The organism is Flavobacterium sp. FlaQc-49 (assembly GCF_044005985.1).
GTDB classification, from domain to species: domain Bacteria; phylum Bacteroidota; class Bacteroidia; order Flavobacteriales; family Flavobacteriaceae; genus Flavobacterium; species Flavobacterium cupriresistens.
In genome coordinates, this window is the sequence record NZ_JBIPCS010000001.1 from 840966 (window position 1) to 867256 (window position 26291).

The window sequence follows — 26291 nt, forward strand, 5'->3', positions numbered from 1 at the left end:
TTATTCCTGAATTATTTAAAAATTTTATCTAAAAATTGTGTTGTATAACCAACTGTTTCCTTCAACCACGGCTCAAAAAACCAAAAAGAATGTGGTGTATTTGCTATTGTTTTAACCTCACTGTAAATGGCATTCTGGTTTAAAATGGCAATCATATCGTCCCTTCCGGCATGAAATCTTTCGAAACTACTGTTTATAAAAAGTATTGGTGGTGTATTTTTGTTAGCGTGATTCAAAGCTGAAGCCTTGTCCCAGTTCTCCGGATTTTCTTCATAAGTCCCATTCAACCAAAAAGCGGCCATTTCTCCCTCATTTGATTCCGGATGTTTAAAAGCCAAAATTCCGTCTATATCAATAATCGCGTTTACTTTTGAGGATGTTTTACTTATATTGTTTGTATCTTCAAAAGTCAAGTCTTCATTTGTTGTACCAATCAAAGCTGCCATTTGTCCGCCCGAAGAGCAGCCCAAAATCGCAATTTTGTTTGGATTTGCATGAAATCTTTTCGCATTATCTTTTATAAACTTTATGGCGTTTTTTACATCATATATCGCTTGTGGATATTTCGCTTCAGGTGACAATCGATACTCAACGGTAAAACAAGCATATCCTCTTGAGGCTATTTCCTGTGCGAGAACCCACATCTGATTTTTATTGCCTGACTTCCAGCCTCCACCATGAATTAAAATTACAACGGGATTTCTCTTTTCCTCCTTCGAATTTACAAAAGAATCTAAATGTAATGCTCTCTCTTTTTGCTTATTATAAACTATATCGTAAATCTGGTCGACATTTTCATCCTTCTTTGCCTCGGCGATTTTTATAAAAGGGTATTTTTTGATCAGCTTGGCGTAGGTACTTTTTATTGTATAGGTTGTATCGATACTGTAAGCCGTCTGCGATTGACTATGGTTTACGGATAAAGCAAAAACTAGTAACAGTATTTTTTTCATTGTTTTTAATTTAAAACAGCATTAGAAGCTTGCTGTTTATCAAGCTCCTAATACCATTCAAAAAAACAAGAAATAGGCAATCAACCAAATGTTTATCTCTTGTTTTATTTAAAATTAACTCGTTGGTTACAATTATTTTTTAACACATAGAAACATAGAACTTACCATTCGAAAAAGAATATTTGAATCATGTTATTCCTCACATAGTTTACTTGTTTAAAATTAACTCGTTGAATGTCATTCTTTTTTAACACATAGAAACATAGACTTTGCTGTTCGAAAAAGAATATTTGAGTCATGTTATTCCTCACATAGTATACTTTTTGAAATGTATCGCTGTTTGTTTACTTGTTTAAAATTAACTCGTTCAATGTCATTCTTTTTTAATACATAGAAACATAGACTTTGCTGTTCGAAAAAGAATATTTGAATCATGTTATTCCTCACATAGTTTACTTGTTGGAATGTATCGTTGTTTCTTTACTTGTTTAAAATTAACTCGTTGAATATCATTCTTTTTTAATACATAGAAACATAGACTTTACTGTTCGAAAAAGAATATTTGAGTCCTGTTTTTCTTCCTATCGTAGGCTTTATGAAAGGTATGGTGTTTACTTTACTTTCATTTTCATCAGCGCAAAACTATGTTTCTATGTATTTAATTGTATTAATTATAGGCCGGGTTTTGTGGAAAATTTTTACTTTGATTTAAATCCAAAGCCTCTTGTGGAATTGGTCTCAAAATTTTCTTTTCTCCATTTGCTCCGTCAAAATTTGCTGCTTTAATATTGAAATTATGTAAAGAGGCTCTTTCGATTAATTTTCCGGTACGCTTCAAATCAAACCAGCGGTTGTATTCTCCGATCATTTCTCTTGCTCTTTCGTCCAAAATATAATCGATATTAAACTCTCCCGCAGTTGCATTGGCCACACCGGCTCTTTTGCGTACTTCATTTAATCTGATTAATCCTGTGGCAGGATTGGTGTGTAAATAAGCTTCTGCTGCAATTAAATAGGTATCTGCCAATCTCGAAATTACAAAATCACGAGTACTTGTTCTTGGTGTAGTTGAACTAGTAGCGAAAGGTGCTTTTGGATCATCAAACTTGCGAACCGGAATAGTTTGGTAATCACTATTCAAACCTTTTCCTGCACCATAAGTTCCGTATAGGTGAATATTAGTTTTTGGATTTGCCAGTTTGTACGCATCTAATTCTGCCGGAGTCATCCATTTAGGTACATAAAAATGAGTAACCGCTAAACCTGTTTTATTGGCTACATCATAATAATCATAATATCTTGTATAGGTTTGTGTCATAAAAGTTCCATCCCAACGGGTATCTCCTTTTTCAAAAAGTCCAATAGCGAAATCTGTTGGCAATAAGTTGTATGACCTGTAAGGCGCTTTACCTGCCACTTCTGAACCTCCTAAATAAGAACTAAAATAACTTGCTTGTCCGTTTCCGGTAGTCTGCGGGTTGGAACTGTTAGAACCGGCACTAAACTGAGCCGAGAAAATTACTTCTGCATTTATATCATTTGCCGGCAACCATAAATCACTATACTTTATAGTCAAAGCCTGACCGGCTATAGCATCGTCTGCATATTTTGCAGCATTTGCAAAATCGGTTGCGGCACCAAAAGTTTCATAGGCTCTGGTTAAATATACTTTTGCCAATAAATCCTGAACGGCTCTTTTGGTCACTCTTCCTGTAAAAGCACCGGCGGGTACCAAATTGAGAGATTCTTCTAATTCTTTAACGATAAAAGTATAGATTTCTTCTGCTGAATTTCTATCAAAAGACAATACCGGTGAATCGTGATACTGGGTGTCTAAACTAACACCTCCGTAGGTTTGTACTAATAAAAAGTAGGCATTTGCTCTTAGATACTTTACCTCTCCGATTCGGGCACTCAATGTTGTCGTTTTCTCTGTTAATTCTCCAAAATGCAAAGCTGTATTGGCTCTTTGAATGGCTTTGTAACATTCTTTATACAGATAATCTACATTGGGAGAGGAAGAAGTCAGTTGTGTATATTGGCTTATTCCGATTGGTTCTGTGCTTCTGCCCTCGGCATATAAATCTGTTCCGGAAACAAACAACCAGGGTTCGCCACCGTAAATATCTTTTAGTTCTGCATAATTCGCATTTATTAAAGATTCATATCCTGATGACTTTAAATATTCCGAAGTCTCAGCGCTGGATCTGTTGTCCTCTTCGATAAAATCACTACAAGAACTAAGTGTTAATAATGCTATTGATAGGGTTATTATTGTTTTTTTCATTTTGACTCTTTTTAAAATTTAACACTCATTCCCATTTGATACGTAATCGATGCTACACGACCTACACCAAATCCTGCTGCAGCCCATTCCGGATCGTAACCATCATACTTGGTGAATACAAATGGATTTAAAACATTTACATAAAAACGCAGGTATTTCATTTTAAATTTCTCAATAACGCTTGGTTTAAAAGTATATCCTAAAGCAATATTTTTAATTTTCACAAAAGAGTTGTCTCTGTAATAACCTACACCATTAGAATTCCAATAAGTACCTTCGTTAAATGCCATTGGATATTGGTTAGAAGCATTCGCTGGTAAGCCTGCGTCATTTGCCGGAATATACCAGTCAATATCAGCTTTCTGACGACCTCTGTCAAATACATTCGTAAAGTTGGCGTGGTAAGGGCTAAATACATACGATCCTTCGCTGATAATTGCTGAAGCTGATAAATCAAAATTACCTACATTCAATTTTGTTGAAATACTGCCTGTCCAATCCGGATTGGCGTGACCCAAAATTTGTCTGTCGTCTGTTGTAATTTTTCCGTCACCATTTACGTCTTCTACTCTTGCCTGACCTTCACTTTGTCCATAAGATGCGGCTTCGGCAGCTTGATTGGCTTGCCAGATTCCTGTAAATTTATAATTGTAAATAGCGTCTATTGATTCACCAATAAACAAATTGTTCCCTACATCATCATTTTCTTTGTCGTAAACCGATACAATTTTGTTGTTGTTTTTTGAAAAAACGAAAGTAGTTTCCCATTTCACAAAATCGGTATTGATGTTTTTTGTGGTTAGCAATACTTCTATCCCTTTGTTACTTACTGAACCAATGTTGTTGGTGTAATTCGTGTATCCGTTTTCAACCACTAATTTTTGGTCTAATAACAAATCGGTAGAAAGTCTATCGTACACATCTACGCTACCTGTAATTCTATTGTTTAAAAATCCGAAATCCAATCCAACGTTAAACTCTCTCATTTTCTCCCAACCTAATTCTTTGTTGGCCGGTTTCCCTTGCAACCATCCGTTTGCCGTTGTATTATTGTAATCGTAATACGTTTGCTGATCTAATTTGTTAATAGTAGAATAAGCGGCTACCTTATTGTTACCGGTATAACCGTAACTTGTTCTAAGTTTTAAATCGGAAACAACTTGTTGGGTTTTCATAAAACTCTCATCCACTACTCTCCATGCGAATGCCGCTGAAGGAAATGAACCCCATTTGTTATTGTCTGCAAATCGGGAAGAACCATCCCATCTGTCTGACAAAGTCAATAAGTAACGTCCTTTATAACTGTAATTTAAACGTAACGCATAAGAAAGTAAAGTACTTTTAAGATAACTTGAACCTACTAAAAAAGTCGATTGTTTCCCTGAACCTAAATTGTCAAATCCCAAATCAAATGGCTGATCTGTAGAACTTGCCGAAGTGGTTTCTGTTTTATCATAATACATACTTTGAAGACCTAATAAGGTAAAAGAATGATCCTTATTTAAATCATAGTTAATCGTAAACTGATTGTCCCAAGTTGAATTGAAATTTCCTTTTTCATTAACCGAAGCCGAAGGTAAATTTCTGTTAGCAACACCTGTATTGGTTAAAGCTCCCCACGCCTGTCCTTGTCTGGCGTGATCGTAACCAACCGCATAAGTCGATTTAAAAGTAAGCCATGATATTGGTTTATATTCTACAAATACATTACCTACACCGTTCCATCTTGCAATTTCATTGGTTGAATTGGCAATTTCCAATAACGGATTATAAGTACTTGTTTTATTAATTAAGAAAGCACCTGAATCGTCTGTCAATTTTCCCGGTAATGGAAATAAGTTCCCATGCAAATCATAAGGCGTGTAAAACGGACTTAATCTGAAAGCTTCCTGCATAGCCAAAGCACTTCCTAATTCCTGATTTGTTTTGGTCAGTGTCAAATTGGTTCCAACTGTAAATTTATCGTTTAGTTTGTGTGTCAAACCCACTTTAAAACTGTATTTGTCTAGAGATTCATTCTCAACATTTCCAGTTTCATTTTGCAAACCAATACCTAAATTATACGCTAATCCACTATCACCGCGACCAGAAATTGACACGTAATTATTTTGTTGAATACCATCTTTAAGTACGGCATCGTACCAGTCAAAAGTATCATTGTTAGCTACTCTTTCGGCAAGTAATGAGTTTTGTGTACCTATAACGGTAGCATTTAAAGTCGCCGGTGTAACGGTTCCCGTAATCGGATCTTTCTTAGCTGTCGTTAAATAAGCCGACTGATGGTACAACCACCATTTTTGTCCACTCATCATTTTAGGCAATCTCGCAACTTGTTTTCCTCCAATGTAAGAATCAATAGAAACCGTCATTCCGGCTTTAGCTGTTGATCCACTTTTAGTAGTTACGATAACAACTCCATTGGTACCACGTGAACCATAAATCGCTGTGGAAGAAGCATCTTTTAAGATATCAATTCTCGCAATGTCTTGTGGGTTTAGAAAGTCAATTCCGTCCGTTGGAACTCCATCTACTACAAACAAAGGTGTTGCTCCTCCCGAAAAGGAACTTTTTCCTCTAATTGCAATTGTGAAAGGATCTCCCAAACGTCCCGTTGAAGCATTGATCTGAACTCCGGCTACATTTCCTTGTATTCCTTCCAGTACATTGGTCGTATTTTTTTCAGTGATCGCTTTCGCATCCAATGTTCCTACTGAACCAGTCAGATCGGTCTTTTTTACGGTACCGTACCCAACTACAACAACTTCTTTTAAGGCATTTGTATCTTCGACAAGGCTTACGTTAATATTTGTTTTTCCTCCTACCGTAATCTCCTGTGTTTGAAATCCTATAAAACTAATATTCAATACCGCTTTACTGCTACTGACTTTTATTTTATAAGTTCCTTCAAAATCTGTTGACACTCCATTTTTAGTCCCTTTTTCGAGAATATTTACTCCCGGTAAAGAAAGACCTGCTGCATCTGTAATTTTCCCTTCCAATGTGATTTCCTGACTATTCTGGGCATACAGCTGAGTCCCTAATATTAAATTCAGGAAAAATAAAAATACAATGCTGTATTTTCTCTTTCTCTTTAATAGTTTTTTTATGCTCATTTTTTTTTAATGGTTTGGTTAATTGATAGTTATTAGCTTTTAATTTTTAATCGATTCTACTTTTTTTCCATTGATATAAGTATTTAAAAAGTTTACGTTTTTGACATTTTTAAGGGAATAGAGGGAATCTACTTTTTCTATTACCACATTTTTCAACGTGATATTTTCTATTGGTGATTCTTTGTAACCGTCAGCCAGAATCCCATATCTACCTCCGTTTTTTACTTTAATATTTTCCAGACTGATATTTCTGATGGACGGTATAAATTTTCCTTCCTGACCACCATACACATTGTACGTCATCGTTGCTCTCAACACGCATTCGCGTACCGTTCCTACTTCAATATTTCTGACATAGATATCTTCTGTTGTACCACCGCGTTTCGAGTTGGTTTTGATTCGGATGGCGCGATCCAGATTTGGACTGTCCATGCTGCAATTTTCAACAAAGACATTGTTGACACCTGCGGAGATTTCGCTTCCCATTACAACACCACCATGACCGTCTATCATTTTGCAATTTTGAACGATAATATTTTTACTCGGAATTGCGACCCTTCTTCCATCAGCATCTCTGCCGGATTTTATGGCAATGCAATCGTCACCCGTGTTGAACGTGCAATTTCTAATGATTATATTTTGAGAGTATTCCGGATCACAACCATCATTATTAGGACCGTGACTGTTTATCGTCAGACCGTCGATAATCATGTTATTCGATTTTATCGGATGTACAATCCAAAAAGGCGCGTTTATAATTTTAATATCTTTTAGGAGCACGGTGTTACATTCGAAGAATTCAATAAAACTGGGGCGTAAATAACGTCCTTCACCAAAGACTCTTTCGGAGACCGGAACTCCTTTTTCAGCCATATCAATCAATACTTCTCGATTCTGCGGGTCATTTTGCGACGGAATCCCTTTTTTCCATCCATACTCCTTACCTCCGGACCAAACCCACCAGTTACTATTATTCGCCTGACCGTTAAGAGTTCCTTTTCCGGTAATCGCGACATTGGTTTTGTTCTTCGCATAAATAAGAGGTGAATAATTCATTAATTCTGTCCCTTCCCATGAAGTATGAACCAGTGGATATTCTTTTGGATCTGTACTAAAAAGAATTTCAGCCTGATCTTCTAAATGCAGATTTACATTACTTTCTAAATGTATCGGTCCGGTTAGGTATTTTCCGTTTGGAACGAGTACAATACCTCCTCCGTTTTTAGCACACTCTTTAATTGCTTTTTCGAAAGCCAGCGTATTTGACGTTTTTCCATCTCCAACAGCACCAAAATCATTTACCGAATAGCTTTTATTAGAAAAATGCGTTTCAGGAATACTCTTTACTATTAATTCCATTTTTTTCCATGGATCAACTTCAGATGAATTTAGAGGCTGTTTTCCACAGGATAAAAACAATACGGAAATCAAACCAAGAACGGTTGTTAATTGTGACACTATAGATTTATTTGCAATCATTTATGGCGTATTTTTTTATTTTTCAGCAACAATTGTAAGTTTTATGTAATCGATTACACGAAAGTAAAAAAATACTTTGATTGCACCAAATTTATTTAGAAAAAATTTATATATTTAATTTTTATTACCAATTATATTTACACTTAATGTAAAAAAACGCATAATTTATTATCATTGTAGTACTGCAAATCGTTAAGATATAAATATTGGTAATCGATAACATTAAATAATTGTTATACAAAAAAAATGTACTTTTGTCCAGTAACTAACTTGAAAACCTATTGAATGAGCGAAAAAATAACCATTTACGATATTGCCAAGAAATTGAATATCACCGCTGCAACCGTTTCCAGAGCGTTAAACAACAATCCGAAAATAAAAGAAAGCACACGTGAGTTAGTACTCAAAACGGCAGCTTCGATGAATTACAAGCAAAACAAACTTGCTTTAGCCTTAAAAAGTGGCCGTAGTAATAATATAGGAGTAATTGTTCCGCGCATTGACAGCAACTTTTTTGCGTCGGTAATCAGAGGTATTGAAGAAGAATTACATCCGCATGGTTATCAGGTCATCATTTGCCAGACACATGAAGATCCTAAAAGAGAAAGTGAAAACTTATATACGTTAATAGATGCTCAGGTAGATGGTATTTTAATGTCTGTTACCGATGTGGCAAACGAAAATACGGCTGCTTTTCAGTATGTATTAAATAAAAATGTACCCTTGGTATTTTTTGACAGAAGTAAACATATAGATGGTGTCAGTTCTGTTACCATCAATGACTTTAAAGGTGGATACATGACCACCAAACATCTGATTGATGAAGGCTGTAAAGCTATTGCTCATTTTTCAGGAGATTTGTCTCTGGAAATCTTTAAAAACAGGTTTTTGGGCTACAAGCAAGCTTTATCAGATCATGGAATGCCTTTTAACGAAGCATATGTTATTCGTACAAAAAGTGCTTTAGATTCCGGTAAGGAAGCTGTAAATGTCTTATTACAATTAGAAACTCCGCCTGACGCTATCTTTTCATCGAGTGACTTTGCGGCTTTAGGAGCTATTCAGGTATTAAAAGAAAAAAATATTAGCATTCCGGAAGAGTTTTGTGTGGCTGGTTTTAGTAATGAGCCTTTTACTAAGTTCATGGAATTGTCAATTACTTCTGTCGATCAGTCTCCTCTTGAAATGGGAAAAATGTCTGCTCGCGTTTTCTTAGAACAGGTAGATAAAACGGATACGATCAAAATTGAGAAAAAGGTTGTTTTGGCTCCGGAGTTACATATTCGGAAATCGTCTTCCCGAACTGTCTCTTAGTGAAATACTCCTTCGAATAATAAACCCAATAACTTCAATGTTTATTGGGTTCTTTTTTTTTAAACATATAAGTGATGTAAGTTCATTGTAGTTATGAGGTGTAATTGCCTTGCGTTATTTGGGGGCTTTAGTTGGGCGTAATTCATTTTAACACATAGAGACATAGCTCACAAAGCCTAAAAAAAGACGTTTCACTTCAAATAAAACACATAAGATTATTTGAGAAAATCTTGATTTTCCTGAAACTCCTTAAACTGTCCATTCTAAATCTATGTGTCTATGTGTTAAACAACTCTCAATAGAACTACACAAGGTCAGTTAAAAATGAATGAGTTGTATTATGAATTTTAAAGCAATCCTTTGAGCATAAATTTCATAAATAAATTTCGCAACCAACGGCATAAAAAATTACTTTTGTTACGCCAACGATAAGTGTCACTGCAAATGAATATTAATCTATTAACGACTATTTTTATTGTGGGAGGATTGACTTTGTTGTCGTTTCTCAAATTAAGCAATGTTGATGCTGCAAATCGGAAGGCGAATATCTCTTTTGGAATTTTCTTGTTGCTTTGGTCGAGTTTCTGGTTAGATGAGCTGCTCTTTGCCAGTCATTTAGAGAAAGGAGATTTTATCTTTTACATTATACGCTTTGTTCAATTATTCACCCCTATTCCTTTCTATTTCAGCATTGTATTTTATACCAGTCCGAATTACAAAATAACATTTCGTGACTTGCGATTTCTTGTTGTACCGCTGCTTTTTTTAATTCTTATCCTGTTTCGATCCTTGTTAGACAAAACACTTATTAATTTATGGATTAGTTGTGTTTCTCCACTGCACGCTTTGTATTATCTGCAATTATCATTTAGAAGAATACTTAAACATCAAAAGGACATTGAGATTTTTTCATCCAATAAGGAATTAATTAGCCTCAATTGGATCAAGTACATTATCTACTGTTTGGTTCTGTCTGCTTTGGCAACCATTCTTTATACCATTTTAGTTCCAAATGGACCGTTAAATACCTATATCAATTTATTCTTTTTGGGCACGGTTTATTTTGTGGCTTATAATTCAATCAAACAAAAGGAGTTGTTTCCAGTTGGGTATGTTCCCGAAAAAGAAACCGAAATTTTTACAGCGCAATACGAAGGTAGTACTCCGAAAAACAAGCTGTTTGATGATAAAGAATTAGTGCTTTACAAGAATAAGTTACTACAATTGATGTCCGAAGAAAAACCTTATTTAGATACCGAACTTAATCTAATCAAATTATCAGATATGCTTGGGCTTTCCGGACATCAACTCTCTTATATCATCAACAACGGATTTGATGAGAATTTTTTCTACTTCGTCAACAAATTCAGGGTTCAAAAAGCAAAAGAACTACTCGAAAAACAGGATAATGATAAATTTACGATCTTAGCTGTTGGTTATGATGCGGGATTCAATTCTAAGACTTCTTTTAATACTACATTCAAAAAAATGACCGGTGAAACGCCTTCCGATTACCGAAAAAAGCATTCAAGACAATAAACTACTGCTGGTAACAATTAGAGCCGGTTCGGATCAATACTATTTAACACATAGACACATAGATTTGGGCTTTACAATTTATGCTGTTTAAATAAAAACATAGTTTTTACACATAGTCTTATGTGTTTTATTTGAAGTGAAACGCCCTTTTTATTAGCTATGCAAACTATGACTCTATGTGGTAAAATTAAATTACCCTCAAAGAGTTTACTATTAAACATTAAAATAGGTTCCGATAGATAAATCCGAACCTTTTACCCAATTATCGAATCTACTTTTACACCTTAAATCACAAACAAATGAAAGAGTTGTATACTGTAGTAACCGGAGCAAGTCAGGGTTTAGGAAAATCGTTTGCCTTTGAACTTGCGCAAAGAAATGAGAACTTAATTCTGGTGAGTTTACCCAATCAAAACTTGCGGGAATTGTGTATGGAATTACAAAGTCGTTTTAAGATCAAAATCCACAGTTTTGAGATTGATCTTACCCGAAAAAGTAATGTGCTAAAACTAGCCAGTTGGATCAACGACAATTTCAACCTAAAAATGTTAATTAATAATGCCGGAATAGGTGGTACAAAAGAATTTGAGAAGGCTGGTGTACACTATCTCGACAATATTATTCAGCTTAATGTCATGGCCACTTCTTTGTTGACGCATCAGGTCTTGCCCAATTTACAGCGACACCATAAAGCCTATATTTTAAATATTTCCAGTCTTGCTGCCTTTTCTCCTATTGCTTACAAAACAGTGTATCCAGCCTCAAAGGCTTTTGTATACTCCTTTTCACGAGGTTTATATGAAGAACTAAAAGATACAAATGTTTTTGTGAGTGTTGTAAATCCTGGTCCGATGAAAACAAATGACGAGGTAACAAAGAGAATTGAAAGTCAGGGATTCTTTGCCAAAATGACCTCCTTAGATCCTGATCAGGTCGCCGTTTTTTGTCTGAACCGCTTAGAGAAAAGAGATACTGTAATTATGGTCAATCAATTTAGCTGGCTTTTTCTGAAAATTTTACCTGTTTGGTTCAAACTGCCAATGCTCTCCAATAAAATTAAAAAGGAATTAGTCTTATGAAAAGAGTTTTTATGACCGGAATAACCGGATTACTAGGAACTAATCTGGCCAACGAATTGTTACTTCAAAACTACCAAATCACCGCGATCGCAAGAGATCCTGATAAATATATTGGCAACAGAAATTCCAATCTAAAATTAATAAAATCTAATCTGCACGCTGATCTTACCGAATACCTTGAAAACATTGAAATCGTGATTCATATCGCTGCCGAAACGGCTACAAATCTTATTCGCTATTCCGATTATGAAAAGATAAATTATGACGCCACAGTGTTATTATTTAAAAGCGCCCGAAAACAACAGGTGAAACAATTTATTTTCATTAGTACCGCCAACACTATTGGTTACGGCTCTCTTGCAAGCTTAGGAAATGAATCCCGAAAAATCAGAAGTCCCTTCTCGCGGTTAGCTTATGCAAAAACCAAACTTAAAGCAGAAGAATATGTATTGAAGAATGCAAAAAACATGGCGGTAAAAATTTTAAATCCAACTTTTATGATTGGTCCCTACGACAGTAAGCCGAGTTCAGGAAAAATTATTCTGATGAGTTTAGGTAAAAAGGTTGTCTTTTATCCGCCCGGAGGCAAAAATTTTGTGGCTGTAAAAGATGTTGTCAGCGCTATCATTAATAGCTTTGAAAGTGGAAGCACAGGAGAAAAATATCTGATTGCAGGAGAAAATCTCTCTTATAAACATTTTTTTGAGCAACTTAGAACACAGCAAAATCGAAAGCAATTTTTAATTCCTTTGCCAAAATTTATATTGATTGCCTTAGGGTTTATGGGAAGTACAGTCCGCTTTTTTTCAATACAAACAAGTCTAAGTCTCGTCAATACCCGAATCCTGTGTGTAAACAATTATTACTGCAACAAAAAATCCAAAGAACAACTCAAAATGCAATACAGCCCTATTGAAAATGCACTATTTGAAGCAGTAGACTATTTTAATTCAAAAAAATAGTTTTTTTTTAACCATATATTTTTAAACCATATAAGTGATGTAAGAAAATATAAGTTTTGCCGAAATGCGCTTAGAAAAACTGTCTATAAAAATTATCCTGATATTTGATTCAATAGGCTTTAGCTAAAAACTTTAAGTGTAAAATTTTGGCTAAAGCCTCTATCAATGCCTTTTTAATTCTTTGATTAAAACCCAATGTCATTAAGTTAAGGATTGCTTAAAAAAAAGTCTCACGCAGATTTTAGCAGAAACAAAAAAATCCGCAAAATCTGCAAAATCTCCGTGAAAAAACTCTTAACTTAATGATATTGGGTTTTAATCAACTACTATTCAAAAAACATCTATTAACTAATTTGAAAACAGCATTTAAATATACTACGAATAAAAGCTTTATTACGGCGCAAACTTCAATGAACTTACATCACTTATATGGTTTAAACTCTACAAAGAAACTCCGCGTTTCCAGGGAATAAAATCGTTTTGATTTAGAATTGCTGCTTTGGTTTTGATGGTACCGCTGGCTACGTCAATGATAAATTCTAACATTTCATCAGCCATTTCATCAATTGTTTTTTCACCTGTAATAATTCCTCCGGTGTCGATATCGATAATGTCAGACATTTTCTTCGCCAATTCTGTGTTGGATGAAATTTTTACAACGGGTGCGATTGGGTTTCCTGTTGGTGTTCCTAAACCGGTGGTAAACAAAACCATATTGGCTCCGGATCCTACCATTGCGGTCGTACATTCCACATCATTTCCGGGGGTGCAAAGTAAATTTAATCCCGGTTTTGTAATGTATTCTCCATAGTCCGAAACTCCAACTATTGGTGAGGTTCCTCCTTTTTTGGCAGCTCCTGCAGATTTCATGGCATCTGTAATCAAACCGTCTTTTATATTACCGGGGGACGGATTCATATCAAATCCGGAACCTGCATCCACAACTGTTTTTTCGTACCATTGCATCAAATCCAAGAAACGTTTTCCTCCCTCTTCTTCTACACAACGGTTGACCAACTCTTGCTCTACACCACATAATTCCGGAAACTCAGAAAGAATGGTAGTTCCTCCTAAAGCAGCCAGCAAATCGGAAGTAACTCCTAATGTTGGATTGGCTGAAATTCCGGAGAACCCGTCAGAGCCACCACATTCCAAACCAATTTTCAATTTTGATAAGGGTGCCGGCGTTCGTTTTAATTCATTTGCTTTTTTGATTTCTTCAAAAGTATCTTTCACAACACTGCTAAGCATGGCTTCAATCGTTCCTATTTGCTGCTGATCGTAAATTAAAACCGGTTTTTTACTGTCTGGATTAATTTCATTCAATGCATCTTTAAAAATTTGAATTTGAAGATTTTGACAACCTAAACTCAAAACCGTAGCTCCTGCCACATTCGGATTGTTGACATATCCGGCCAATAACTTAGCCAGACTGTGCGAATCCTGACGAATTCCGCCACAACCACCCTGATGCGTAATAAATTTTACCTCTATATTGTTGAATAAATCCGCATTGCTTGCTTTTCCCTCCTTGTTATCCACTCCGCTTTCTTTACTTACTAAAGAGCGAAGTAAAAGCTGATAGTCATTTTCTTTAGGTTTCATTAATTCCTTTTCGAAAATATCTTTTAAGATCTCGATATTTCTGTTTTCACAAAAAACCAAAGGAAAAAACAACCATACATTTTCGGTTCCAACTTGTCCGTCTTCTCTGTGGTAACCCAGAAAAGTTCTGTCTTTCCATTTGTCAATATTGGGTGCGGTCCAACCAATCGTTTCCGTTTTGCCAGTTACCTTATCACTTTCGTGTTTTACGTTTAATGTAGAAAGCAAGCCTCCTTTTTCTATTCTTTCACTTGACTTTCCTACCAGAACACCGTACATAATAATCCTGTCGCCTGTATTAAGCGGAGTTAAAGCAATTTTGTGTTTGGCTTTTACATCAGAACCAATTGCAATCGTTTCTCCTTCAAAATGAATCAGTTCCCCTGCTGTCAGGTTTACTAAAGCGACCGCTACATTATCGGTAGGATTAACTTTTATTATTTTTTTTTGCGTTTCCATAACTATTGTATGTAAGTTCCTGAATTTATCTGTTTTTTAAAATTGGTAAAACCTTGTTCGATACCATTTTCATCTATTTCTTTTAAGGCTTCAGCAATAGTTTCTGTCAAAGTTGGAATCGTAGTCAAATCTTCATCCCAGAAACTTTTATTTTGCAAAGTGAGTGTTGCAATTTCATTATAGTCATTTGATTTCCAGACCTCATTAAAAAAAGTAATAATGTCTTCACTGTCGTTTATTGGCAGATTTTGTCCATTCCAGGTTCCTTTATAAAAACGAATTAAGCAGGCAAATGCATACGTTAAATGAACCGGCAACTTTTTATGAATAGCAACATACTCCGTCAAACTTGGTAAAACACGTACTTTGAATTTAGAAATCGAATTTAAAGCGATCGAAGACAATAAATGTTTGATAAAAGGATTTCTGAAACGATCTAAAATTTCCTCGGCAAAACTGGCCAGTTCGGCTGGATCCATAGCCAAGGTTTCATTGATCTCTTCGAAAACGGCTTTGTTTACAAATTCACCCGTGAAGGTATTATCTACCGTTTCTTTAACTGTTTCGTTTCCGTAAAGCAACGAGAAAGGTACCATAGCGGTATGGGCTCCATTTAAAATTCTCACTTTTCGCGTACGATACGGCTGCATATCCTTGACTATCTTTACGTCTAAATCGGTCTTCTCAAACGGAAGTTTTGCCTTCAAAGCATCATCACCTTCAATTACCCACAAGAAGAAACTTTCCGCACTTACAATCAAATCATCTTTATAAGACAACTGACTGTTGTATGCTTCGATTTGATCCCTTGGATAACCCGGAACAATTCGATCTACCAAAGTATTATGGAAGGAGCAGTTGTTGATGACCCAAAAAACAAAGTCCTGCTCCAATTTCCATTCAATAGCATATTTTAGAACAATTTCTTTTAACGTATCCGAATTGTAATTGATCAGTTCGCAAGGAATAATGGTCAATCCTTTCGAAGCTTCTCCATTAAAATGTTTAAATCTTTCGTGTAAAAGCACCGTTAATTTCGCGGGAAAAGACACCGGAGGCTGCATAGTCGGAAGATCAGATGCGATATATTCTATACCGGCTTCGGTTGTATTGGATATAATAAAAGCCAATTCTTCTTCTCTGGCCAAAGCCAAAAAATCTTGAAAAGAAGCATACGGATCAATTGCTTTTACAATATTGGTAATCAATTCTTTTTCCTGAATTTCCTGCCCTTTTTTAACCCCTTTCATAAATAAAGTATACAAACCGTCCTGTGCATTAATCATCGGAACCAAGCCTTTATCGATCGGTTGTACCACAGCAATACCGGCATTAAAATCCGCCTTCTGATTGAGCTTTTGAATAGCAAATTCTACAAAAGCCCTTAAAAAATTACCCTCTCCAAATTGCACAATCTTGATTGGAAGTTTCGCTGTTAACTTCGCATTTGATCTGTTTATTTTTTCCATTTTTAATTCTTTATCACTTTATCAATTCCCCTAACAATCTCCTAGTCTGATTTTTATGTTTTTTAAATTGTAAAAGAAACATCACACCTGAGTGAGAAATAAATCTTGTCGTGAGGATTCACAAGATTTATTTTACAAGTGTAATGTTCTATTACAATAACTAAAACTCCAAAAAACGACTCGTCGAACAGGGAACTGTTATAATCGTACTATTTGTTTTTTATCTTTTTGATGATCGCGAGAACCTCACTTACTTTGTTTTTTAAACCCTCAAAGTCATTCCTATCAAGCATCTCTTTTGAGATTAACTGTGACCCCAAGCCAACACAAACCGCACCGGCATCGAGCCACGAAGTCAGACTTTCTACCGTTGGTAAAACACCTCCTGTGGGCATAATACTTGTCCAAGGACAAGGGCCTTTTATTGCTTTTATAAATTCCGGTCCATAGATATCTGCCGGGAATAATTTTACGATTTCACATCCTAATTCTTCGGCTTTGGCAATCTCGGTAAGTGTCCCGCAACCCGGTAACCATAATACTTTACGACGATTACAGACAATTGCAATATCTTCTCTAAAAACAGGAGTCACAATAAAATTAGCTCCTAACTGCAGGTATAAAGACGTTGCTGCTGCGTCTGTAACCGATCCTACGCCCAACATCATTCCCGGTAATTCAGCCAATGCATATTTATTTAAAGCGCCAAATACCTCAAAGGCAAAGTCGCCACGGCTTGTAAATTCCATTAACCTTGCACCACCATCATAACAAGCTTTTAATACTTTTTTACTCACTTCGATATCCGTATGAAAAAAGAGCGGAACCATACCGTTTTCTTTCATTTGCGAAGCCACTTCAATTCTTGAATATTTTGCCATTTTTTATTTTAATTATCTTGATACCAAACCTGTAGCATCACCATCAACCATATTCTCTACTTCTTTTAAGGTCACCAAATTATAATCTCCCGAAATAGTGTGTTTTAAACAACAAGCTGCTACTGCAAAATCTAAAGCTCTCTGGTTGTTGTTCTGATATTCGCATAGACCATAAATCAATCCGCCCATAAAGGCATCACCACTACCAACTCGATCTACAACAGGAGTTACTTCTTTGACAGCAGCATTGTAAATCGCTTTTCCATCAAACAAAATCCCGCCAATTCTTTGGTGAGAGGCACTAACCGAATAACGGAGTGTGGTCGCTGCAATTTTTAAATTCGGAATGAAATCAAAGAGTTTCGTATACAACGCAGGAAGCGTTTTCTCATCCTGATAGTTTGGATTTACTTTTGGAATTCCTAACATAAAATACGCGGTATCAATATCTCCCAAAATCACATTACTGTATTTTAGCAGCTCGGGCATAACCTTACTCGGCGTTTTACCATACTGCCATAATTTGGATCTGTAATTTAAATCACATGAAATCGTGATTCCCAATTTATGTGCAACTTTAATCGCTTCCAGACAAGCTTCGGCGGCAGTTTCAGAGATGGCAGGTGTAATTCCGCTCCAGTGAAACCAGGTTGCACCTTCTAATACTTTTTCCCAGTCAATACTCCCTTTTTCAATGGTTGCCATTGAACTGTGTGCCCGATCATAAACCACATTGCTTCCACGTGTTCCGGCTCCGGTTTCCAGAAAATAGATACCTAAACGTTCTCCTCCAAAAATTATATTTTTTGACTCAACGTTCATTTTTCGCATTTCTTTTAATGCCGAACCTCCGATTTCATTTTCGGGTAAACGGGTTACAAATTCTGCATTCAGACCGTAATTCGCCAGTGAAACGCAAACATTAAATTCACCTCCTCCATAAGAAGCTCCAAAAGCTTTAGCTTGCGAAAAACGCAAATGTCGCTCTGTCGAAAGTCGTAACATTATTTCTCCGAATGCAACTATTTTATTCATATTATTCTAATTATTTTACCGCAGATAACTTCTTTTTTTTTGCCACAGATTAACAGAATTAAAAGGATTTAAAACTTTGTGAACCTGGTGTAAATCTTTGCGAACCTTGCGTAAACCCTTGCGGTTATTCTTTTTTCTAAATAAAACTTATTCTCTTAATAATCTAAAAACTTAAAATTTAAAATATTCTTTTGCATTGTTATAAGAGATGTCCTGTACCAATTTTCCAATCCATTCCATATCATTTGGAAGTTCTCCTCTTTTGATTTCGTCACCTAAAAGATTACAAAGAATACGTCTGAAATATTCATGTCTTGGAAAAGACAAAAAGCTTCTTGAATCGGTTAACATTCCAACGAAACAACTAATTAATCCCATATTTGATAGGGCGTTCAATTGTTTTGTCATTCCGTCTTTCTGATCTAAAAACCACCAACCTGATCCAAATTGTACTTTTCCTTTACTACTTCCGTCATTAAAGTTTCCAATCATGGTTGCCATGACTTCATTGTCTGCCGGATTTAAATTATAAATGATTGTTTTAGTCAATTTATCTTTGCTGTCCAAAGCATTTAAAAAAGACGAAAGTTTTTGTGCTTGCGGATAATCTCCAATCGAATCCCAACCAGTATCCGGACCTAAAATTTTGTGCATGCGTGCATTATTGTTGCGCAAAGCACCTAAGTGAAATTGCTGTACCCATCCTTCCTCATGATACATTTCTGCTAAAAAGAGCAAGATGGCACTTTGGAATTTTAAAGCTTCTTCAGGAGTAATAATTCTGTTTTCTCTTTTCTTTTTGAAAACCGTATTGATCTCCGTTTCCGTAAATTCTTCAAAATAGATCTGATCTAATCCATGATCGCTTAGTTTACAGCCATTTTGGCTAAAAAACTTGATTCGTTTTTTTAAAGCGCTACATAAATCGGAATAGGTATTTATCGCCACACCGGACACATCCCCTAATGTGTCCAGATAGGCATTATAACCATCGTTTGAAATTAGAATGGCTTTATCAGGCCTGAAAGCCGTACTCATTTTAGTCCCAATCGGATTCTTAGCTAATTTTTGGTGAAACTCCAGCGTATCAATAGGATCTTCGGTTGTACACACTAGTTCAGCATTTACTTTTTTAAGCAAATTCTGCGTGCTGTAACTTTCAGAGTTTATTTTTTCAGTCGTTTCGATATAGATCTTTTCTGCTGTTTTTTCATTCAACAAATCATAAATATCAAAATAACGTGCTAATTCCAAATGCGTCCAGTGGTACAAAGGATTGCGCATGGTATACGGAACGGTTTTCGCCCAGTTTATAAATTTATCTTTATCTGAAGCGTTTCCTGTAATAAATTCTTCCTTTATTCCCAAAGTACGCATGGCGCGCCATTTATAGTGATCCCCATTGATCCATACTTTTGTAATCGTATCAAAAATGGTATTATCTGCAATATGTTGTGGAGACAAATGATTGTGGTAATCAATTATCGGTTGATTTTTTGAGTAATTATGATACAATTCTTCCGCGAATTTATTTTCAAGCAAAAAATTATCATTTATGAATGTGGTATTTGAACTCATACTTTTTTATCTAATTAAAAATTATTCGTTTGCCGGTTTACCAATAGTAGCAAGGATTCCACCGTCAACATACAAAATATGACCGTTGACAAAATCACTGGCTTTAGAAGACAAAAATATCGCTGCTCCTGCCAGATCATCTGCATCTCCCCATTTCGCAGCAGGCGTTCTGTTAATTATAAAATCATTAAAGGGATGCCCTTCTACTCTAATCGGTTTGGTTTGTTCTGTTGCAAAATACCCCGGACCAATACCGTTAATCTGAACATTGTATTTTGCCCATTCGGTAGCCATATTTTTGGTCAGCATTTTCAAACCACCTTTGGCAGCTGCATAAGCCCCTACTGTATTTCGGCCCAATTCACTCATCATGGAACAAATGTTGATTATTTTCCCTTGTCTTCGTTCAATCATTCCTTTGGCAACGTGTTTAGAAACAATAAACGGACTTACTAAATCGAGGTCAATTACTTCCTTAAAATCGGCCACTTCCATTTCGATTAATGGAATTCTTTTGATAATTCCGGCATTGTTTATTAGAATATCTATTGGTCCTACTTCACTTTGAATTTTTTGAACTGCAGCACTAACTTCCTCCTCTACGGTCACATTAAATCTATACCCAACGGCTTTAATTCCTTCGTTTTGAAGTTCTTTTACCGCATCATCAATTTTTTGTTGCGACGAATTACCGTTTACAACAATTGTTGCTCCGGCTTTCCCTAATCCTTTTGCCATTGCCATTCCCAGTCCGTGTGTACTTCCTGTGATCAAGGCTACTTTTCCTTCTATATCAAATAATGAATTTGCCATATTCTTATCTTAAATCTGTGATTTTACAAACGTCCATGTCTCCGTAATCTAAATTCTCACCCGCCATTCCCCAGATAAAAGTATAATTACTTGTTCCTGAACCGGAATGGATAGACCATGGCGGAGAAATTACAGCCTGATGATTGTTCATCCAGATATGTCTGGTTTCCTGCGGTTGTCCCATAAAATGACAAACGGCCTGATTTTCAGGAATATCCAAATAAAAATAAACCTCCATTCTTCGATCGTGAACGTGCGCCGGCATGGTATTCCAAACACTTCCCGTTCTTAACTCCGTCATCCCCATTTGCAATTGACAAGTGGTTACAACCCCTCCAATAATCATTTGATTTACGGTGCGATGATTCGCAGTTTCCACTGTGCCTAATTCTAATTTCTTGGCTTCTGCCAAGCTCACTTTTACCGTTGGATAATTCGTATGAGCCGGTGCTGAGTTGATGTAAAATTTAGCCGGATTTTTGCGGTCATCGCTTTTAAAGACAACCTCTTTATTACCACTACCGATATACAAAGCATCTTTAAATCCCAATGAATGAGACACTCCATCAACAACGATTGAACCGCTGCCTCCCACATTAATAATTCCCATCTCTCTGCGTTCTAAAAAATAACCCGCTTTAAGAGGATCAATAGTTTCCAATTGCAAATCGCTTAAAGGAACTGCTGAACCGGCAATATATCTGTCGTAATGAGAGTAGACCAATACAATCTCATCTTCCTGCATTAGGTCATCAATTAAAAATTCTTCTCTTAATTGCTGTGTGTCGTATTTTTTAACTGCTTCCGGGCTTGACGCGTATCTTGAACTGTGTTTTGTCATAACTTTAAATTTAATGTAATCGATTGCATAAAATTAAAATAATATTCTAAAATTATCCTTTAAACCGTTTAAAAAGTTTTTTTTATTTTATAAATCTGTAATTGGACTGTATTTTGGCACTAACGTTTTCATTACCAACCAACCAGTTAAGTAACAAACGGCACAAATTGAAAAAATGATAAAATAACCTGATTCAATTCCGTGAAAGCCCATAAAGGCCATATTGCTTTCTTTGGCATAATCAAACAACATTCCTGATCCTTTATTAATGAAAGTAGAACCTACTCCACCTGCTAAACCACCAATTCCGGTAATTGTTGCAATTGCTTTTTTAGGAAACATATCACCAACAGTTGTAAAGATATTTGCCGACCAGGACTGGTGTGCGGCTCCTGCAATACCAATTATGATTACGGGAATCCAATAACTAATATGTCCTAAAGGCTGTGCTATTAAGGCTAAGAGCGGGAAAAAAGCAAAAATTAACATCGCTTTCATTCTGCCTTCGTACGGATTCATTCCTTTTTTCTCCACAAAATAAGTCGGCAACCAACCTCCAATAATCGATAGTAAGGTGATCATGTACAATACAAATAAGGGTAAAGCAGCTTGTGTTGAATCCATTCCATAAACAGAGCTCAAATATGCTGGGGTCCAGAATAAGAAAAACCACCAAACACCATCGGTCATAAATTTACCAAATGCAAAAGCCCAGGTTTGTTTGTATTTAAAACAAGCGGCAAGAGACACTTTAGTTGTTGTTTCAGGAACATATCCAGCCATTTTGCTGTCTGCGACATCATCTTGTTGGATGTACTCCAATTCTGCAGCACTTACTTTTGGGTGTTTTTCGGGTTTATCATACATAAATACCCAAAAACCCATCCACACAAAACCAAGAGCCCCAATGATAATAAAAGCCATTTCCCAACCAAAAGACTCTGCTATAAAAGGAATTGATATTGGCGCCGCCAAGGCTCCTACTGTTGCTCCGGCATTAAATATACTGGTAGAAAAGGCTCTGTCTTTTTTAGGAAAGTATTCTGCGGTTGTTTTTATGGCCGCCGGAAAATTTCCTGCTTCTCCAATAGCCAGTACAAAACGGGCAAAAATAAACAAGCACACACTTACGTTAATGACCATCCCGGTATCCTTTACCGTACTGATGATTTCTTTTGCTCTTTCAAAACCAATAAACCATTCACCTGCTATGATCCCGGCTGTTGCAATTCCGCAAAAGGCATGCAAGCAGGCGCCAAAAGACCAAATACCAATAGCCCATAAAAAACCTTTTTTAGTATCTAACCAGTCTACAAATCTTCCTGCAAACAAAAGTGATACCGCATAAAAAATCGAAAATAACGCGGTGATATTACCATAGTCATTGTTTGTCCAATGAAATTCCGGTGCAATAAAATCACTCCACGTTAAAGAAAGTACTTGTCTGTCTAAATAATTTATAGTAGTTGCAAAAAATAACAGGGCGCATATACTCCAACGATAATTTCCAACTGTGGTTTTGGTTTGGCTCATAGTAACTGAATTTGTATGTTTTATGGTAATGGTTAATTCTAAAATTTTACAACTCTCGACATTTCAACTTCATCAATTATGCGCAATACAACTTCTTTGTTCAATGGATCAAAACCAGAATAGAAACAAAAAAATGTAATCGATTGCACAAATATACCTTTAAATCTTTATATTCCAAATAAATTGCGTAAAAAATTAATTTAGGCTTTTAAATAAATACATTGTATAGAAAATATTACGCTAAATTACATATTAAACAATATATTTGTTAAATAGCAATATGTGGAAATAATCCGTTTCAGGTATAAAAATTGTACCAGATTCGCTTTTTACACATTCATATTGAACATTTACTGGTTTATACTGCTTCACTGCGAATACTGCAGGCTTTCTAAAAATGCAAATCTGAATTTAATCCTAAAAAAATAGTACAACTAAACACTTCTAAAATTGAAAAACTACCTCTTAAAAAAAACAGTCTTATCTCTCTTCCTACTCTTAGGAATACTAAATCAAATACAAGCGCAAAATCAGATAATCCCGCTTTGGAAGACCATTCCTGGCGAAATTAAAGCAGCCGATTATAAAGAAAACGAAACTGAAAAGGACGGAAAAGTACAAAGCAGCAGTATGGTTACGATCCCTACTTTAACGGTCTTTTTACCCAAAGAAATCAAGCCAAATCAAACGGCGGTAATTATTCTTCCGGGTGGTGGATATTCGCATTTGGCCATTGCAAAAGAAGGCACAAAAGTCGCGGAATGGTTTACTTCTATGGGAATTGTGGCTTTTGTTCTCAAATACAGATTACCCAGTGATTTAATCATGAAAGATAAAGCGATTGGTCCTTTGCAGGATGCACAGGAGTCTGTACGTTACGTGCGACAAAATGCAGCGAAATGGAATATTGATACAACTAAAATTGGAATCATGGGTTTTTCGGCCGGTGGTCATCTGGCTTCCACACTCGCAACACATTATGAGGAGAAAGTATACGAACCGGCATCAAAAGTAAGTGCGCGTCCGGATTTTTCACTTTTAATATATCCTGTAATTTCAATGCAAAACGAAATAACACACAAAGGCTCTCAAACGAATTTACTAGGTACAACTCCGTCTTCTGCATTAATCGATTCTTTTTCTAATGAAAAGAGGGTCACTGACCAGACTCCACCTGCCTTTTTAGTGCATGCAACAGATGATGAAGTGGTTCTGCCGGAGAATAGTATTAATTACTATTTGGCTCTTAAAAAAAATAAAGTTACCGCTGAGTTACATTTATATGAAAAAGGAGGTCATGGCTTTGGATTAGGGGTGAACGGTACCAGTAAATATTGGACAAAAGATTGTGAGGAATGGTTAAAGAGTAATGGATACTGATCACGTCAAAAAGTTGCGGGAGAGCAAAAATCTCGCAAAGACGCCAAGTCGCAAAGTTTTAATTAAAAAAAAAAAACTTTGAAACTCCATGACATAAGAGAAACCCAAAGTGAGAAAGAGCAAAACCTAAAAATAAGAAGAAAAAACTTTGCGACTTGGCGTCTTTGCGAGATCCTCAAATCGAGAAGTGCGGAAATTGGCACTGAAAAACTTGCACTGAAAAAGTATAAGACCTAGTAATTATAATAAAAGGGAATTTCTAAAAATTACTCCAAAACTTTTAGACTTAATTCACGGATACAGCAACTAAACAAAAAAAGTCTATAGATTTGATGAAACAACCAAATCTATAGACTATAGAAAAAATAAACCTTATTGTATTATTTTGATTTTATACAAAGCTATCCACACTAAAATGAATAGGTCCAATTTTCTTTCTTAACTAAATGTTTTTCTCCAAAAAAACAATAACAATCGAAGGGTAAATACTGTCTTAAGAGGCATGAAACCTACTAAACTGCCGACTTCTGTTACGCAAATTTATGTCGTACTTTTGAGAATAGCTTACGGTTTCCCACATTTGCTTCATTCTTTTTGATTTATTCACATTTCAGAAACCTTAATTTGTTGTATCAGATCAACTTAAGACTTACGCTTTAACAAATAATTTAACACATGTACTAATCAGATACACCAACACTAAAAACTGCCAACTGTGCCTGTGACTGAAAACTCATTTAATTTTCTTATTCCAGATTAAGTTCAAACCAGTATTTAACTGATACATTTGTATTATAAAATAAAGATTATGAAGACACTTGAATTCTTAATACTCGGAAAAAACGAAGCAATTTTACCCATCCTACTCCGACTTGTAAATGCAAATGACAACTGGAATGCGGTAGCTTTTAATGACGAAAAATTAGCACAGGATTACTTTCTGAATACTAAAATAGATATGGTTTTATTAAGTTCCGGAATAGAAGATCATGTCGAAAAAGAATTCACTGCTTTCTGCCTAAAAAACCAGCCGGAAGTCGAAGTAATTGAGCATTTTGGCGGTGGAAGCGGGTTATTGCAATCTGAAATACTACACCGATTGCATCTTAAAGGAAAATTATAAATCCTTTTCTCTTTTTTCAGATGATCAAAAATCGATAATACTTCCATTTATATTTTAAATTTGCACGTTCCAAACCTGTCTAAATGATGAAGAAATATTCTGTTGTTATTTATCCTTCGCAAGAAGCTATTGCTACTATAAAAACAATGAAGGAGCTTCTGAAAACTAAAATTGATTGGTACAGCAGTTGCAACTCAGTAGCACATATCACTATTTGTGAATTTTCTTTAAGTCAATCAGAAATAGATAAAGTCAAACAAAAACTTTTTAAAGTTTGCGATACGTTTACGCCATTTCAGGTCGGTCTTGATCATTTTGGGGCTTATGAAAATAGTGGCGCTTTCTTTATCGCTCCCAATGAAAATTCGAAAAAAGAACTCAAACCGATTATGAAAAAAACACAGGAAACATTGAGGTCCTTAAAACTAAAAAAAAGCGACGATCCTCATCTGTCAATCGGTAGAAAATTAACTCCTGAAAACTTAAAAATTGCTTCACAACTTTTCACCACAATTGATCTTGATTTTTTGTGCTGTGAAATTGTTTTGCGAGAACTTGATCCGATAAAAAAGCAGTTTTTTGTAATTGATACTTTTAGTTTTAATGGCAATGAAGTTGCTGAGTTTGTACAGGGGAGTTTGTTTTAACCGCAAAGTTTGCGAGGGGTTTACGCAAAGTAGATTACTTTTTCACTCGCTTATTTATGAAGCCGCAATGAATAGTTGTGTAAATATGCCAAGGATGATGGGTATTGTCATGGTTTTTTGTATTCCTCGTTTTCGCAAAAATACTCGTAATCCTGTCATTTCGACGAAGGAGAAATCACATCCAATATTCGACAAAGATTG

General features: G+C 35.7%; 19 protein-coding genes. 7 read left to right on the plus strand and 12 right to left on the minus strand.

Annotation, left to right across the window (positions count from 1 at the left end; genetic code table 11):
- Nucleotides 1-11: 11 nt before the first annotated feature.
- The 4 genes from ACHRV3_RS02925 to ACHRV3_RS02940 form a co-directional block, all read right to left on the minus strand.
- Entirely contained in the window at nt 12-953 is a 942-nt protein-coding gene (locus ACHRV3_RS02925; RefSeq protein WP_395435668.1) for an alpha/beta hydrolase fold domain-containing protein, read from the minus strand.
- Between the two features lie 667 nt (nt 954-1620).
- Entirely contained in the window at nt 1621-3240 is a 1620-nt protein-coding gene (locus tag ACHRV3_RS02930) for a RagB/SusD family nutrient uptake outer membrane protein (RefSeq protein WP_395435667.1), read from the minus strand.
- Nucleotides 3241-3251: 11 nt separating this feature from the next.
- Complete coding sequence (locus ACHRV3_RS02935) at nt 3252-6353, minus strand: SusC/RagA family TonB-linked outer membrane protein (RefSeq protein ID WP_395435666.1); 3102 nt, start codon at nt 6351-6353, stop codon at nt 3252-3254.
- 39 nt (nt 6354-6392) lie between these two features.
- Nucleotides 6393-7832 (minus strand): glycoside hydrolase family 28 protein, encoded by a 1440-nt coding sequence (locus ACHRV3_RS02940; protein ID WP_395435665.1) that lies wholly within the window; start codon nt 7830-7832, stop codon nt 6393-6395.
- A 285-nt stretch (nt 7833-8117) separates the two neighbouring features.
- On the opposite strand from ACHRV3_RS02940, the gene ACHRV3_RS02945 reads away from it, so the two are divergent.
- The 4 genes from ACHRV3_RS02945 (at nt 8118) to ACHRV3_RS02960 (ending at nt 12726) form a co-directional block, all read left to right on the plus strand.
- Nucleotides 8118-9146: a LacI family DNA-binding transcriptional regulator gene (locus ACHRV3_RS02945; RefSeq protein WP_230002298.1), complete on the plus strand. Its 1029-nt coding sequence runs from the start codon at nt 8118-8120 to the stop codon at nt 9144-9146.
- Nucleotides 9147-9590: 444 nt separating this feature from the next.
- Nucleotides 9591-10685 (plus strand): helix-turn-helix domain-containing protein, encoded by a 1095-nt coding sequence (locus ACHRV3_RS02950; protein ID WP_395435664.1) that lies wholly within the window; start codon nt 9591-9593, stop codon nt 10683-10685.
- Nucleotides 10686-10984: 299 nt separating this feature from the next.
- Entirely contained in the window at nt 10985-11764 is a 780-nt protein-coding gene (locus tag ACHRV3_RS02955; RefSeq protein WP_395435663.1) for an SDR family NAD(P)-dependent oxidoreductase, read from the plus strand.
- Nucleotides 11761-12726 carry an NAD-dependent epimerase/dehydratase family protein gene (locus ACHRV3_RS02960; RefSeq protein WP_395435662.1) on the plus strand — a complete coding sequence of 322 codons (966 nt, stop codon included), beginning with the start codon at nt 11761-11763 and terminating at the stop codon, nt 12724-12726. Before ACHRV3_RS02955 ends, ACHRV3_RS02960 begins: the two co-directional genes overlap by 4 nt.
- A gap of 441 nt (nt 12727-13167) precedes the next feature.
- On the opposite strand, the gene ACHRV3_RS02965 is transcribed toward ACHRV3_RS02960, so the two are convergent.
- The 8 genes from ACHRV3_RS02965 to ACHRV3_RS03000 all read right to left on the minus strand — a co-directional run bounded on the left by ACHRV3_RS02965 (nt 13168) and on the right by ACHRV3_RS03000 (nt 22940).
- A complete protein-coding gene (locus tag ACHRV3_RS02965; protein ID WP_395435661.1) occupies nt 13168-14790 on the minus strand; it encodes a UxaA family hydrolase in 1623 nt (540 codons plus the stop codon).
- A 2-nt stretch (nt 14791-14792) separates the two neighbouring features.
- Nucleotides 14793-16259 carry a tagaturonate reductase gene (locus ACHRV3_RS02970; RefSeq protein ID WP_395435660.1) on the minus strand — a complete coding sequence of 489 codons (1467 nt, stop codon included), beginning with the start codon at nt 16257-16259 and terminating at the stop codon, nt 14793-14795.
- A gap of 209 nt (nt 16260-16468) precedes the next feature.
- Nucleotides 16469-17140 carry a bifunctional 4-hydroxy-2-oxoglutarate aldolase/2-dehydro-3-deoxy-phosphogluconate aldolase gene (locus ACHRV3_RS02975; RefSeq protein WP_395435659.1) on the minus strand — a complete coding sequence of 224 codons (672 nt, stop codon included), beginning with the start codon at nt 17138-17140 and terminating at the stop codon, nt 16469-16471.
- A 12-nt stretch (nt 17141-17152) separates the two neighbouring features.
- Nucleotides 17153-18175, minus strand: coding sequence for a PfkB family carbohydrate kinase (locus tag ACHRV3_RS02980; RefSeq protein WP_395435658.1), 1023 nt, complete (start codon nt 18173-18175; stop codon nt 17153-17155).
- 171 nt (nt 18176-18346) lie between these two features.
- A complete protein-coding gene (gene uxaC / locus ACHRV3_RS02985) occupies nt 18347-19753 on the minus strand; it encodes a glucuronate isomerase (RefSeq protein WP_395435657.1) in 1407 nt (468 codons plus the stop codon).
- Nucleotides 19754-19774: 21 nt separating this feature from the next.
- A complete protein-coding gene (locus ACHRV3_RS02990) occupies nt 19775-20566 on the minus strand; it encodes a gluconate 5-dehydrogenase (protein WP_047777232.1) in 792 nt (263 codons plus the stop codon).
- A gap of 4 nt (nt 20567-20570) precedes the next feature.
- Nucleotides 20571-21407, minus strand: coding sequence for a 5-dehydro-4-deoxy-D-glucuronate isomerase (gene kduI / locus ACHRV3_RS02995; RefSeq protein WP_395435656.1), 837 nt, complete (start codon nt 21405-21407; stop codon nt 20571-20573).
- A gap of 87 nt (nt 21408-21494) precedes the next feature.
- A complete protein-coding gene (locus ACHRV3_RS03000; protein WP_047777229.1) occupies nt 21495-22940 on the minus strand; it encodes an MFS transporter in 1446 nt (481 codons plus the stop codon).
- A gap of 450 nt (nt 22941-23390) precedes the next feature.
- Between ACHRV3_RS03000 and ACHRV3_RS03005 the strand changes: the two genes are divergently transcribed.
- The 3 genes from ACHRV3_RS03005 to ACHRV3_RS03015 all read left to right on the plus strand — a co-directional run bounded on the left by ACHRV3_RS03005 (nt 23391) and on the right by ACHRV3_RS03015 (nt 26090).
- Nucleotides 23391-24320, plus strand: coding sequence for an alpha/beta hydrolase (locus tag ACHRV3_RS03005; RefSeq protein ID WP_395435655.1), 930 nt, complete (start codon nt 23391-23393; stop codon nt 24318-24320).
- A gap of 808 nt (nt 24321-25128) precedes the next feature.
- On the plus strand, nt 25129-25443 hold the full coding sequence (locus tag ACHRV3_RS03010; RefSeq protein ID WP_047777225.1) for a hypothetical protein: 315 nt from the start codon (nt 25129-25131) through the stop codon (nt 25441-25443).
- Between the two features lie 83 nt (nt 25444-25526).
- Nucleotides 25527-26090, plus strand: a complete 564-nt coding sequence (locus ACHRV3_RS03015) for a 2'-5' RNA ligase family protein (protein ID WP_395435654.1) — start codon at nt 25527-25529, stop codon at nt 26088-26090.
- Nucleotides 26091-26291: the final 201 nt, after the last annotated feature.